Source organism: Rathayibacter sp. YIM 133350 (genome assembly GCF_037404875.1).
Classification (GTDB): Bacteria; Actinomycetota; Actinomycetes; order Actinomycetales; family Microbacteriaceae; genus Orlajensenia.
Map to the genome: position 1 here is coordinate 88690 of NZ_JBBELO010000018.1, position 12791 is coordinate 101480.

The following is a 12791-nucleotide window of genomic DNA, read 5'->3' on the forward strand; positions in this document are numbered from 1 at the left end:
GCCGTGGATCGTTCTCGTCGAGAGACTACGCGCCGCATCCGACACGGGTGCCCTTCGGCTTGACGCCCTCGTTCGGGGGACAGACAATGGCAGGACCGACCAGCGACGTGCGTGACAGACGTTTCAGAAGAGAAAGACATCATGGCCACTCGGACTCAGAGCACCGCCACGAAAGCGACCACCCCGCCCGCAGAGCCGCAACCGGCGAACGCGCCCGAGGTGCTCGCCGAGACCAGCGTGCTACCGCCCTTCAGCCCGGAACTGGAGGCCGCCGAGGCCATCGACCCCCATGAGCTCGCCGCATCGGGCCGGCCGGATGCTGCTCCGGCTCCGGCGCCCGGCGCTCCCGCGTCCGGCGCAGCCGTGCCGGCCGTGCGATCGGTCCGAACCGACAAGCCGTCGTGGTTCTCGCAGCAGCCCCTGCGGTTGATGCTCGTCGTCATCATCGGCGTGATCGCGCTGTTCTTCGCGTTCGGGCTGCTGATCATCTTCAGCCCGACGAACGCCTCCGTCGCCGCTCTCGCGGTCATCGCGACGCCCATCGCCTCGATGGTCGCCGCGTACTACGGCATCACCCTGAGCATGCAGCAGGTGCGCACCGAGCGCACCGAGAAGGAGAAGGCGCTGGCGCGGCTCGTGGAGGCCGAGAAGGCCGCCCGGGATGCCGACGTGTGGGCGGCCCAGATGGAGTCCGGCCTGCGCGTGGCGAAGGTGAAGCTCGATGCCGCTCGCATCACGAGCACCGACGTGTCGAAGGCGGCGGGCGTCACCGACGAGTTCTTCTGATCGGTTCCGGCTTCTTCACGCCGGGCGTGAGCGGGGCGCCGGTGCGCGCAGCATCCGGTCCACCCGCCGGAGCGACGCGCGCTTGGGCAGTTCCCGCACGACGCGGGGGAGCAGCGGCCAGACCCGGCGCGTGATGACGAGCGCGACGCGCAGCCAGCGGCCCGCCCGCGGCGTCCAGCGCATTCCGTAGAGATCGCGCACACCGGGAGGCAGCAGGCCGATGGTCGTCAGCCGGGCGAGGGGCATGAGCACCCGCATCCACGCCGGGATGCTCGTGGGGAAGAGCAGCCGACGAGCCACCTCCCGGGTCTCCGCATCGACCTGCAGGGTGGGGAGCATCGCCTCCCAGTAGTCGCGGAACGCCGCGCGGTCCACCGGCCACAGCTCGGGCGGCATCTGCAGTACGGTCGCGAGCTCGGAGTAGGCCGTGTAGAACGTGTCGGCGTCGTGCTCGGCGACCGGTCCGATGAGACGCTCATGAACGGTGACGGCCGTCTCGTAGAGCGTCGCAGCGACCCAGAGCTGCAGAGAGCCGTCGCGCGCATCGTACGCGGGATGCTCCCCGGGTTGCGAACGCACACGGCGGTGGGCGCGATCGACCGCCCGCACGGCCGCCTGCCGTTGCGCGTCGTCGCCGAAGGTGACGGCGTACACGAAACCCAGCGTGTTCCAGAGGCGCTCGAGTGCTCGATGCTCGAAGTCGGACTGACGGGCGACCCCGCGGCCGACAGCGGGATGCGCGAGCTGGAGGAGGATCGCCCGACCGCCGCCTGCGACCAGGATGCCGTCGGAGGCGAACTCCGGGAGAGTCGGTCGGGGCGACCTCACGCCGTGCCCCGCTCGTCGGGCCCTTCGGAGTCCTCATCGCCTCCGCCGAGCAGTCGCGACAGCAGGCCGTCGAAGACGTAGACCAGGAAAGCGAGCGGGCCCAGCAGCGGGGAGAGCGCGAGCGCGAGCAGGGCAAGCAGCAACGCACTCAGCGCGTTCCTCCTGCTGAGGCGCGCCTGGCGCGGGGAGACGTCGACCCCGTCATTCCCGTCGCGCGTCAGCCAGAGCCATTGCCCGTAGGACACGGCGATCACGAAGGCGAAGTTCGCGGGCAGCAGTACGCGACCGAGCACGAGGTCCGAGTACTGGCCGGTGAGACTCGTCGTGAAGGGCACGAGCACGATGCCGAACAGGCGCACCGAGTTCATCCAGATCGTCGGGGTGTCCACCGCCACGACGTGCTCGAAGACGCTGACGTGCTGCAGCCACATCATGCAGAGCAGCAGGAAGCTGATGGTGAAGCTGAGGAAGACGGGCCCGAGATGGGCGAGTTGCTCCCACAGTGCGGCATCCGTCGGTGCGGGCCGCAGGTCGCTCGTCGTGAGGTCGAGAACCAACAGGGTGGCCGCGATGGCGAAGACGCCGTCGGTGAATGCCTCGAGGCGGCGGGTCGACAACGTGGCAGCGGGGTGCGCCCTGCGCATCACTCGGCTCCGACGATCTCTTCGTGCACCCGGCGCAGGTCTTCGGTGAGGGAACCGATGAGCACCCAGTGCTGCGGGTGAGGGGTGGGGATGCGCAGCGGAGCCGTGAGCAGCGGCACGCTCTGGGTCGCGGTGCTCGGCGGGGAGCTCGCAGCGGCAGGAGCCGTCCGCACGAGCAACCGCAGGTCGTGGGCCGCCCGGTCGAGCTCGTCGGCGATCGCGACGACGGTCGGCTCGTGCGCGAGGTCGGCGTCGTAGTGGTCGCGAAGGGCGCGGGTCATTCCGAGCGCTCGCGTCACGAGCGGGCCCATCCGGGTGAACAGGGCCTGCTGATGTGCGAGGCCTTCGCGGTTGCGACCGCCGCGGGGGTTGAAGGCCAGGCTCTCGTCGGCCGTGTTGAGGGCGGCCTTCGCGTCGGCCTCCAGAGGCCGCAGGAGGCGCGCGGTCAGCAGCATCTCCTCGAGGTCGGCGGCGGAGGCCGGTGTGCGCAGCGCTGCGGCGAGCCGGTCGAAGGTCGCGGCGATCTCGGTTCCGAGGCGGGAGACCGCTTCGGTAGCCGGACCGAGGTGCACCGGCGGGACGATGAGCACGTTGACGATGAGCCCGAGCGCGGCACCGATGGCCGTCTCCACGATGCGCGCGAGGGCGTAGCCCGGGGTCGAGATCCCGATCGAGAGCACGAGCATGGCGCTGATGGGAATCTGGCTCGCCGAGCTGGCCGTGAGCCGCAGAGCCCAGCCGATGAAGATGGCGGCGACGACCCCGAGGATGACGACCCAGCTGCTGGCACCGAAGACGAACACGATCGCCAGGGCGAGGATGACGCCGGCGATGACGCCCGCCGTGCGCTCGATGGCCTTGCCGACCGACTGGTTCACGCTGGGCTGCACCACGAGCAGCGCGGCGATCGCGGCGAAGACGGGCAGCTGCGTCGGCAGAAGCAGCCCCGCGAGAATCCAGGCCGCGACCGTCGCCACCGCGACCTTGGCGACCTGCAGCAGCGGCACCCGGCTGCTCGCTCGCAGCTGCGGGGTCAAGCGTGGAAGAGTGGCCACACGCTCAGGCTACAAGGGGCTGCCCGAGGAACCGCGCGTACTCACGAGATGCGCGTCGCAGGGCCGGGGAGTCGGCGAGCGAAGCGGGCGCCGACGCGAACGGCGTCACCTCCACGCGCACGCCCTTCTTCACCACGGCTCGGCGCCAGAGCGCGAGAACCCGTCCGCCGCGCATGACGGTTGGTTGGAACACGCCGTTGCCACCGGGTACGACGAGGTTCTCGTCGGCCGTGTCGATGATCGGCGAGCGGTCGGTGTACCCGAGGTAGAACTCGTCGAAGCCCGGAAGCAGCTGAACGGATGCGGCGAATCGCCGCCGTCGCTGCGCAGTGCCCGGGGTGGCATCCGCGTCGGCGTTCATGAGCAGGTCGTCGCCGTAGGCGAGGATGCGGTCGCCGGCGACCGCGCGGGCCCGGCGCGCCTCGCCGAGCGAGAGCTTGCTCCAGCCGACGAAGTCGCGCAGTGCTGCCGGTCCGTGGCCGCCCAGGTAGCGCACGAGGTATTCGCCGAGGGCTTCGTCGGGCTCGAGCGCGCGTGCTGCGCGAATCCACTCGGAGCACAGGACGAGCCGTTGCATGCCGTCTCGAACAGGCCCCCAGCACCAGGTGCCCGTCTGGGCGAGGTGGGCGATGACGTGGTAGCCCCGGCCGGCGCGCGGATCGATGCCGCTCTCGTTCAGCAGCGACATGAACTCGTCGCGGCTGACCTCACCTCCTCCGGACAGGGCGCCCACCGCGATCTCGCGGGCGGACTCGATCACCCGGTCATCCAGTCCCAGCTGCTCCCGGCGCCGAGCCGCTTGGGCGAGCATGCGCCCGGCCGTGAGCGAGAGCAACCAGGACAGATCGCCGGCGGGAACCGCGAAGAGGGTGCCGCGCATGGTCCATGCGCGCACGAGGTCCCCGCGGCTGAAGGCGTCCAGGACCTCCTCGCGCGTGCGTCCGGATCTCAGGCCGATCGCCCACTGCGCTGCCGCGAAGTCCTGGGCCTGGATGGCGAGCATCCGCTGCCCGACGGCGGCGACGGTGCTCTCGGCGCCGATCCCGTGCGCGGTGGCGCGCAGACGGCGCAGTTCCGCAGCTGAATCGACCACGACGCCAGTATGCCGCGCACCGCGGACAGAGAAGCGGCTCGCACGCCGTAGACTGGATGGCTGCGCACCGTCGCGTCTTCCCTCTCAACTTCCACCGGAAAGGTGTCGCCGTGCTCGCCGTGCATGACCTCGAGATCCGCGTCGGTGCGCGCGTGCTCATGGAGGGCGTGAACTTCCGCGTCTCCGACGGAGACAAGATCGGCCTTGTCGGCCGCAACGGAGCAGGCAAGACCACGCTCACCAAGACCCTCGCCGGCGAGACGCTCCCCACGGGCGGGCGCATCGAACGCAGCGGCGAGATCGGATACCTTCCCCAGGATCCGCGATCGGGCGACCCCGAGGAGTTGGCGCGCACGCGCATCCTGAACGCCCGCGGGCTCGGCTCGATCGTGCTCGGCATGCACGAGGCCTCGCTCGAGATGGCGAGCACGGATGCCGCGGTGAGCGCCGCCGGAATGAAGCGCTACGGCAACCTGACCGACCGCTTCCAGGCGCTGGGTGGCTATGCCGCGGAGGCGGAGGCCGCATCCATCGCCAACAACCTCAACCTGCCCGATCGCATTCTCGACCAGCCGCTGAAGACGCTCTCGGGTGGCCAGCGACGGCGTATCGAGCTCGCCCGCATCCTGTTCTCGGATGCCGGAACGATGATCCTCGACGAGCCGACCAACCACCTCGACGCCGACTCGGTGGTGTGGCTGCGCGAGTTCCTGAAGAACTATCGCGGCGGCTTCATCGTGATCAGCCACGATGTCGAACTCGTCGGCGAGACCGTGAACCGCGTGTTCTACCTCGATGCGAACCGCATGGTCATCGACGTCTACAACATGAACTGGAAGAACTACCAGCGTCAGCGTGCCGCCGACGAGGAGCGTCGCAAGAAGGAGCGCGCCAACGCCGAGAAGAAGGCGGGCGCCCTGCAGCTGCAGGCCGCCAAGTTCGGCGCGAAGGCATCGAAGGCCGCAGCCGCCCACCAGATGGTGGCGCGTGCCGAGAAGCTGCTCTCGGGCCTGGAGGAGGTGCGCACCGCCGACCGCGTGGCGAAGCTGCGCTTCCCGACGCCCGCACCGTGCGGACGCACGCCCCTGCAGGCATCCGACCTGTCGAAGAGCTACGGATCGCTCGAGATCTTCACCGCCGTCGACCTCGCCATCGACCGTGGCTCCAAGGTGGTCGTCATCGGGCTGAACGGCGCCGGCAAGACGACCCTGCTGCGCATCCTCGGCGGTGTCGACCAGCCCGACACCGGGCAGGTCGAGCCCGGTCACGGCCTGAGGATCGGCTACTTCGCCCAGGAGCACGAGACCATCGACGTCAAGCGCACCGTCCTGCAGAACATGGTCTCCTCCTCGCCGAACCTCACCGAGACCGAGGCGCGCAAGGTGCTCGGCTCGTTCCTGTTCACCGGGGATGACTCCCACAAGCTCGCCGGAGTGCTCTCGGGCGGCGAGAAGACGCGACTGGCCCTCGCCATGATCGTCGTCTCCGGCGCCAACGTGCTGCTGCTCGACGAGCCGACGAACAACCTCGATCCTGCGAGCCGCGCCGAGATCCTCGATGCGCTCGCGCACTTCGAGGGCGCCGTCGTTCTCGTCTCCCACGACCCGGGCGCCGTCGAGGCGCTGAACCCGGAGCGGGTTCTCATCCTTCCCGACGGAGTCGAGGACCACTGGAACGCGGAGTACGCGGACCTCATCGCCCTGGCGTGATGCGCCGCGCCGCTCAGCGCCGTTCGCTCAGTGCTGGCGATCGAGGATCTCGTCCTCGATGACGGCGTCGGTGCGCGCCTTGAGTGCACGACGCCGGGCGCGCTCGGCCGCCCGCTCGCGCTCCTCGGGGTCTTCGGCGTTGACGACCCGGTACTCCTGGGTCAGGGCCCACCCGAACCCGACGAATCCCAGCAGGGCGAACACGAACCACTGGAACGCGTAGGAGAGGTGCGGGCCCTCGTCGAGCGGGGGCTTCTGCGCCGCCTGCGGTCGCGTGGACGGGGCAGGCGACTCCGACGCCATGAGCCCGTACGCACCGGTGTACGTGGGTTCGCCGATGATCTTCTGCATGTCGGTCAGCTCGATGGTCTGCACCTGGCCGGATGGGGCCTGCTTCCGGCTGGCGATGTGCGGTTCGCCGGCCTTCAGCCGTGCGACGACGGTGACGCGTCCCTCGGGCGCGGCGGGCACGCTCGCCGGCGCATCCGGCGTGTCGCCGGTGGGCAGCCAGCCGCGGTCGACGACGAAGACGGTGCCATCGTCCAACTGCAGGGGAGTGAGCACCTCGAAGCCCGGCCCCGAATCGCCGGGACGGTTGCGAACGAGGCGCTCATCGTCGAGCAGGTAGCTGCCGGTGAGGGAGACGGGAACGTACTTCTGATCGACGCGGAAGCTCGTCAGCCTGGGAAGCGCCTCGCCGACCGGCACCGGGTCGGCGTTCCAGTTCGTCTCGATGCGGTGGATCTCGGCGAGGGCCTCGCCTCGTCGTGCGATCTGCCAGAAACCGAGGCTCACGCAGACGATCGCGAACAGCGTCACGAGCGCGAGATAACCGGCCCACCGCCGGCTGAAGGCGAAGCGCCAGCCGCTCACGATGCTGCTTCCTCGCCGAGAGGCGACACCGTCACCGGGAACTCCCGGGCGGCGAGGAAGTCGCGCAGGAAGTCGACGTGCTCCTGGCAGGCCAGCCAGGTCTTGCCGCGCTCTCCCGTGTGGATGCGCGGATTCTTCCAGTCGACGCGCCACCGGGCGCCCTCCTGGCAGCCGGCGCGCGAGCAGGTGGCCCCCTCGGGGCCGGGGGACAGGGAGATCACTTCGACTCCTCGTCCTTCCGCTCGGCCGGACCGAGCGCGAGCGTTCCCGGTCGCAGAACGCCGGCCTTCTGCGGATTGGACCCCACGTTCGCCAGCACCACCGCAACATAGGGCAGCAGGATGGCGCCGGCGGCGAAGACCGCGAGCCACCAGCCGCGTGCGAACAGCAGTGCGATGATGCAGACCACGCGGATCGACATGGCGACCGTGTACTTGATCATGCGTGCGCGGCGCTCATCCTCGGGAGAGGGCGGGAGCGTCGTGATCGAGGAGGGCTGCTTCATTCCTGGCCGAACCGCGAACCGAAGTGGTCCGCTTTCTGCCTCAAGCCTACGCCGACCGAAGGAGGCACCCGTGCCTTCGGCGTAGTCTGGGAGGCCCGGCTTCCATCCGCCGCAGCACGCCCGTCACGAAGGGGATTCCCGCATGAGCACCGCCCGCACCGTTCTCGTCACCGGAGGAAACCGGGGCATCGGCTATGCCATCGCCGAGGAGTTCGTGCGACAGGGGCACCGCGTGGCCGTCACGGCCCGCTCGGGCCAGGGGCCGGAGGGAACGTTGACCGTTCAGGCGGATGTCACGGATTCGGCGTCGGTTGATGCCGCTTTCAGCGCTGTGGAGGCCGAACTCGGTCCCGTCGAGGTCGTGGTCGCCAACGCCGGCATCACCCGCGACACCCTGCTCATGCGCATGAGCGACGAGGACTTCGAGTCGGTGATCGACACCAACCTCACGGGCGCCTTCCGTGTCGTCAAGCGCGCCTCGAAGAACCTGCTCAAGGCGCGGTACGGGCGCATCGTGCTCATCTCGAGCGTCGTCGGCCTCTACGGCGGCGCCGGGCAGGCGAACTACTCGGCGTCCAAGGCCGCACTCGTCGGGTTCGCCCGTTCGATCACCCGCGAGCTGGGCGGTCGCGGCATCACGGCGAACGTGGTGGCGCCCGGCTTCATCGAGACCGACATGACGGCCGCCCTCCCCGAAGCCCAGCAGGCGGAGTACAAGAAGAGCATCCCGGCCGGGCGCTTCGCGACGCCGAACGAGGTGGCGAGGGTCGTCGCGTGGATCGCCGGCGACGAGGCCGCCTACATCTCCGGGGCGGTCATCCCCGTGGATGGCGGCCTCGGCATGGGGCACTAGCCTCTCGAGAGACCCAGCAGCGGCAGCACCTGTCGCAGGTCGGGCACGGTGATGCTGACGTCGGCGTGCCGGCGCACCAGTGGCTTCGCGTTGAAGGCCACCGACAGGCCGGCTTCGGCCATCATGAGCAGGTCGTTGGCGCCGTCGCCCACGGCGACCGTGCGCCCCAGCGGAACCCCGAATCGCTCCGCCCACTCGCGCAGTGCGCGCGCCTTGGCCTGTGCGTCGATGATCGGGCCGCTCACCGTGCCGGTGAGCGCACCGTGCTCAACGGCGAGGCGGTTCGCGCTCCACACGTCGAGGCCGTAGTCCGCTCCGATGGGATCGAGCAGTTCGTGGAACCCGCCCGACACGACGCCCACGACGCCGCCGGACGCCTGCACGCCCGCGATGAGGTCGTGCACGCCGTCTGTCGGCCGGATGCGTCGGCCGACCTCTTCGAAAACCGACTCCGGAAGGCCACGCAGCGTCGCGACCCGTTCCCGCAGGCTCGCCGCGAAGTCGAGTTCCCCGCGCATCGCCCGCTCGGTGATCTCGGCGACCAGGGGGCGCGAGCCGGCCGCATCCGCGAGCAGTTCGATGACCTCGTCCTGGATGAGGGTGGAATCGGCGTCGAGCACCACGAGCAGGCGCGCCGGGGCGCGCCGCGGGACTTCGCCCATCAGGCGGTGACCCTGGTCCCCTTGCCGACGACCGTGATTCCCGAGTCGGAGACGGCGAAGCCGCGCTCGATGTCCCGTGCCCGGTCGACGCCGATTCTCGCGCCTGCCTCGACGACGACGTTCTTGTCGAGCACCGCACGGCCGACGTAGGCGCCGGGCTCGATGCGGGCGCGTTCGAACAGGATGGAGTCGACCACGGTGGCTCCCGATCCGATGACGCACCATGGCCCGAGCACGCTGCGCTCGATGTGGGCTCCGGAGATGACCGAACCGAGGGAGACGATGGAGTCGATCGTCGTGCCGAGGGCGCCCTGGGCGTCCCGTGTGAACTTGGCGGGCGGCGCGTTCAGCTGCTGGGTGAAGATGGGCCAGGCCTGGTTGTACAGGTTGAAGACCGGCAGGGCCGAGATGAGGTCTTGGTGGGCCTCGAAGAAGGAGTCGATCGTTCCCACGTCGCGCCAGTAGTAGCGGTCGCGGTCGGTGGAGCCCGGCACGTCATTGCGACGCAGGTCGTAGACGCCGGCCGTGCCGCGGGCGACGAAGTCGGGAACGATGTCGCCGCCCATGTCGTGGCCCGAATCGGTCCGCTCACCGTCGCGCAGCACCGCGTCGACGAGCGCGTCGGCGTTGAAGACGTAGTTGCCCATGGACGCGAACACCTCGTGGGGCGCGTCCGCGAGTCCGATCGGGTCTTGGGGCTTCTCGCGGAAGGCGCTGATGGCGGTGGGGTTGTCCTCATCGACCTCGATGACGCCGAACTGGTTCGCCAGCTCGATGGGCTGGCGGATCGCCGCGACCGTCGCCTCCGCGCCGGAGTCGATGTGGGCCTGCACCATCTGCGAGAAGTCCATGCGGTACACGTGATCGGCGCCGACGACGACGATGATGTCGGGCTGCTCGTCGTGGATGAGGTTGAGGCTCTGCAGGATGGCGTCGGCCGACCCCGAGAACCAGCGCTTGCCGAGGCGCTGCTGCGCCGGAACCGAGGCGATGTAGGAGTTGAGCAGGCCCGACAGCCGCCAGCTCTGGGAGACGTGACGGTCCAGGCTGTGCGACTTGTACTGCGTCAGCACGACGATCTGCGTGAGCCCGGAGTTGATGAGGTTCGAGAGGGCGAAGTCGATCAGACGGTAGTGACCGCCGAAGGGCACGGCAGGCTTGGCCCTGTCCTCCGTGAGAGGCATGAGTCGCTTGCCTTCCCCACCTGCCAGAACGATGCCGAAGATCTTCGCAGACTGCATGGGTCAACAGTAGCGGGGAGCGCTGCGCGAGGCAGGGGATTGCGAAACACAACCCCGATGTCATACCCCTTGCGGTGCCCTAACGTTGCGTACATGCGCGTCGATCTTGTCACCCGTGAGTATCCGCCGGAGGTCTATGGGGGAGCGGGGGTGCATGTCGCCGAACTCGTGCGGGCGCTCCGCTCCAGCACGGAGGTCGTGGTGCGGGCCTTCGGGGCCCCGCGCGATGCGCCCGACACCTTCTCGTACGGCATTCCGCAGGAACTGGCCCATGCCAACCCCGCCGTCTCGACGCTCGGGACCGACCTCGTCATCGCGCAGGATGTCGCCGGCGCCGACATCGTGCACTCGCACACCTGGTACGCCAACGGCGCCGGGCACGTTGCCAAGCTGCTGCACGGCATCCCGCACGTCGTGACGGCCCACAGCCTCGAGCCGCTGCGGCCCTGGAAGGCCGAGCAGCTCGGCGGCGGGTACGCCGTCTCGAGTTGGGTCGAACGCACGGCATTCGAGGCCGCGGATGCGGTCATCGCCGTGAGCGAGGGCATGGGGCGCGACATCCTGCGTTCCTATCCCGCGATCGACCCGGCCCGCCTGCACGTCGTCTACAACGGCATCGACCTGGATCGCTGGCGGCCGATCGACGACCTCGACACGGTGCGCAGCTTCGGCATCGACCCTGAGCGGCCCACCGTCGTCTTCGTCGGCCGGATCACCCGGCAGAAGGGCCTGCCCTACCTGTTGCGCGCGGCCCGCCTGCTGCCCCCCGAGGTGCAGCTCGTGCTCTGTGCCGGCGCCCCCGACACCCAGGCGATCATGGACGAGGTCAGCGCGCTCGTGCGCGAACTTCAGACCGAGCGCACCGGGGTGGTCTGGATCGATCGGCTGCTCAGCCAGCCCGAGCTCGCCGCGGTGCTCACCGCGGGAACCGCGTTCGTCTGCCCGTCGGTCTACGAACCGCTCGGCATCGTGAACCTCGAGGCGATGGCCTGCGGACTGCCGGTCGTCGGGACCGCGACCGGCGGCATCCCCGAGGTCGTCGACGACGGCGTGACGGGTCGTCTGGTGCCCATCGAACAGCTCGATGACGGCACCGGAACACCCCTGGACCCCGATCGTTTCGTCGCCGACCTCGCCGAGGCGCTGACGGCGGTCGTCTCCGACCGCGAGGCCGCCGCCGCCATGGGCGTGGCCGGGCGGCGGCGTGCGCAGGAGCAGTTCGGCTGGGACCGCATCGCCACCCGTACCCGGGAGATCTACGACGCCCTCATCGCCTGAGGCGGCGTGGAACGGGCCCGGTGCGCCGATAGCATGGCTCTATGCCGAACGTTCTCCAGTTCTCTGACGTGACCGTCGTTCGCGGCGGGAATACCATCCTCGATGCGGTGAACTGGGAGGTCGACGACGACCAGCGCTGGGTGGTGCTCGGACCGAACGGAGCAGGCAAGACGACGCTGCTGCAGATCGCCGCCGCGCTGCTGCACCCGACCAGCGGAACCGCGGAGCTGCTCGACGAGCGCCTCGGCGCCGTGGACGTGTTCGAGCTGCGCCCCATGATCGGCTTCGCCAGCACGGCGATGGCGCGGCGGGTTCCGGCGCGCGAGAGCGTGCTGAACGTCGTCATGACCGCCGCCTACTCGGTGACCGGGCGCTGGCACGAGGAGTACGAGGAGATCGATTCCCGGCGGGCGCAGCGCGTGCTCGCCGAGTGGAAGCTCGACCACCTCGCCGACCGCGAGTTCGGAACGCTCAGCGACGGGGAGCAGAAGCGGGTGCAGATCGCCCGATCGGTCATGACGGATCCCGAGTTGCTCCTGCTGGACGAGCCGGCTGCGAGCCTGGACCTCGGCGCGCGCGAGGAGCTGCTGCAGTTGCTCTCCGGCTATGCACAGGAGCCGGCCTCGCCCGCGTTCGTGATGGTGACGCATCACGTGGAGGAGATTCCCGTCGGCTTCACCCACGCGCTGCTGCTCAAGCAGGGGCGTACGGTCGCATCCGGACCCATCGGACAGGCACTCACCTCGCAGACGCTGACGGAGACCTTCGACATGCCGATCGAGCTCACCGAGAGCGATGGTCGCTACACCGCCCGCGCCTCACGCGGCGAGGGCGCGGCCTGAGATCGTGCGCCGGCAGGCGCTCAGGCACCCGATCGATCTCTGCTAAGATTGGTAGCTGGCCCACCGCGGCCCACTGTTTCATCGCCGTTCGGCGATCTCATGAAACCGCATTCGAAACCCAAGGAAGCTCTGATGAAGTCTGACATTCACCCCTCGTACGCACCGGTGGTATTCCGCGACCTGGCGTCGGGGGAGTCGTTCCTGACCCGTTCGACGGTCGGCAGCGACAAGACCATCGAGTGGGAAGACGGCAACACCTACCCCGTCATCGACGTCGAGATCAGCTCGGCGTCGCACCCGTTCTACACCGGCAAGCAGCGCATCATGGACTCGGCCGGTCGCGTCGAGAAGTTCAACCAGCGCTTCAAGAACTTCGGCGGAGCCAAGTAGGTCGCACCGCCTCACCGCGAGCCCTCGACGCG

General features: G+C 69.4%; 15 protein-coding genes. 6 read left to right on the top strand and 9 right to left on the bottom strand.

Annotated features, from left to right (window positions below):
• The first annotated feature begins 141 nt into the window (after nucleotides 1-141).
• A complete protein-coding gene (locus WDJ51_RS04915) occupies nucleotides 142-786 on the top strand; it encodes a hypothetical protein (protein WP_337851316.1) in 645 nt (214 codons plus the stop codon).
• Nucleotides 787-801: 15 nt separating this feature from the next.
• Here WDJ51_RS04915 and WDJ51_RS04920 read toward each other — a convergent pair whose 3' ends face one another.
• Genes WDJ51_RS04920 through WDJ51_RS04935 form a run of 4 tightly spaced genes read right to left on the bottom strand, consistent with a single transcriptional unit; the run spans nucleotide 802 to nucleotide 4406 of the window.
• A complete protein-coding gene (locus WDJ51_RS04920) occupies nucleotides 802-1614 on the bottom strand; it encodes an oxygenase MpaB family protein (RefSeq protein ID WP_337851317.1) in 813 nt (270 codons plus the stop codon).
• Entirely contained in the window at nucleotides 1611-2258 is a 648-nt protein-coding gene (locus tag WDJ51_RS04925; protein WP_337851318.1) for a TMEM175 family protein, read from the bottom strand. Before WDJ51_RS04925 ends, WDJ51_RS04920 begins: the two co-directional genes overlap by 4 nt.
• A complete protein-coding gene (locus WDJ51_RS04930) occupies nucleotides 2258-3313 on the bottom strand; it encodes an FUSC family protein (RefSeq protein ID WP_337851319.1) in 1056 nt (351 codons plus the stop codon). The genes WDJ51_RS04925 and WDJ51_RS04930 overlap by 1 nt, the downstream gene beginning before the upstream one ends.
• A gap of 4 nt (nucleotides 3314-3317) precedes the next feature.
• Nucleotides 3318-4406 carry a winged helix DNA-binding domain-containing protein gene (locus tag WDJ51_RS04935; RefSeq protein WP_337851320.1) on the bottom strand — a complete coding sequence of 363 codons (1089 nt, stop codon included), beginning with the start codon at nucleotides 4404-4406 and terminating at the stop codon, nucleotides 3318-3320.
• Between the two features lie 110 nt (nucleotides 4407-4516).
• Between WDJ51_RS04935 and WDJ51_RS04940 the strand changes: the two genes are divergently transcribed.
• Entirely contained in the window at nucleotides 4517-6115 is a 1599-nt protein-coding gene (locus WDJ51_RS04940; RefSeq protein WP_337851377.1) for an ABC-F family ATP-binding cassette domain-containing protein, read from the top strand.
• 27 nt (nucleotides 6116-6142) lie between these two features.
• Here WDJ51_RS04940 and WDJ51_RS04945 read toward each other — a convergent pair whose 3' ends face one another.
• Genes WDJ51_RS04945 through WDJ51_RS04955 form a run of 3 tightly spaced genes read right to left on the bottom strand, consistent with a single transcriptional unit; the run spans nucleotide 6143 to nucleotide 7493 of the window.
• Nucleotides 6143-6988 (bottom strand): SURF1 family cytochrome oxidase biogenesis protein, encoded by an 846-nt coding sequence (locus WDJ51_RS04945; protein WP_337851321.1) that lies wholly within the window; start codon nucleotides 6986-6988, stop codon nucleotides 6143-6145.
• Nucleotides 6985-7209 carry a hypothetical protein gene (locus WDJ51_RS04950; protein WP_337851322.1) on the bottom strand — a complete coding sequence of 75 codons (225 nt, stop codon included), beginning with the start codon at nucleotides 7207-7209 and terminating at the stop codon, nucleotides 6985-6987. The genes WDJ51_RS04945 and WDJ51_RS04950 overlap by 4 nt, the downstream gene beginning before the upstream one ends.
• Nucleotides 7206-7493, bottom strand: a complete 288-nt coding sequence (locus WDJ51_RS04955; RefSeq protein ID WP_337851323.1) for a DUF3099 domain-containing protein — start codon at nucleotides 7491-7493, stop codon at nucleotides 7206-7208. The genes WDJ51_RS04950 and WDJ51_RS04955 overlap by 4 nt, the downstream gene beginning before the upstream one ends.
• A 142-nt stretch (nucleotides 7494-7635) precedes the next feature.
• On the opposite strand from WDJ51_RS04955, the gene fabG reads away from it, so the two are divergent.
• Complete coding sequence (gene fabG / locus WDJ51_RS04960) at nucleotides 7636-8346, top strand: 3-oxoacyl-ACP reductase FabG (protein ID WP_337851324.1); 711 nt, start codon at nucleotides 7636-7638, stop codon at nucleotides 8344-8346.
• On the opposite strand, the gene serB is transcribed toward fabG, so the two are convergent.
• Nucleotides 8343-9008: a phosphoserine phosphatase SerB gene (gene serB / locus WDJ51_RS04965; protein WP_337851325.1), complete on the bottom strand. Its 666-nt coding sequence runs from the start codon at nucleotides 9006-9008 to the stop codon at nucleotides 8343-8345. The two genes, fabG and serB, sit on opposite strands and share 4 nt — an antisense overlap.
• A complete protein-coding gene (locus WDJ51_RS04970; RefSeq protein WP_337851326.1) occupies nucleotides 9008-10249 on the bottom strand; it encodes a glucose-1-phosphate adenylyltransferase in 1242 nt (413 codons plus the stop codon). Before WDJ51_RS04970 ends, serB begins: the two co-directional genes overlap by 1 nt.
• A 93-nt stretch (nucleotides 10250-10342) precedes the next feature.
• On the opposite strand from WDJ51_RS04970, the gene glgA reads away from it, so the two are divergent.
• The 3 genes from glgA (at nucleotide 10343) to WDJ51_RS04985 (ending at nucleotide 12759) form a co-directional block, all read left to right on the top strand.
• Nucleotides 10343-11527 (top strand): glycogen synthase, encoded by a 1185-nt coding sequence (glgA, locus tag WDJ51_RS04975; RefSeq protein WP_337851327.1) that lies wholly within the window; start codon nucleotides 10343-10345, stop codon nucleotides 11525-11527.
• Between the two features lie 41 nt (nucleotides 11528-11568).
• Nucleotides 11569-12369, top strand: a complete 801-nt coding sequence (locus WDJ51_RS04980; RefSeq protein ID WP_337851328.1) for an ABC transporter ATP-binding protein — start codon at nucleotides 11569-11571, stop codon at nucleotides 12367-12369.
• A gap of 132 nt (nucleotides 12370-12501) precedes the next feature.
• A complete protein-coding gene (locus WDJ51_RS04985; protein ID WP_337851329.1) occupies nucleotides 12502-12759 on the top strand; it encodes a type B 50S ribosomal protein L31 in 258 nt (85 codons plus the stop codon).
• Nucleotides 12760-12791 lie beyond the last annotated feature (32 nt).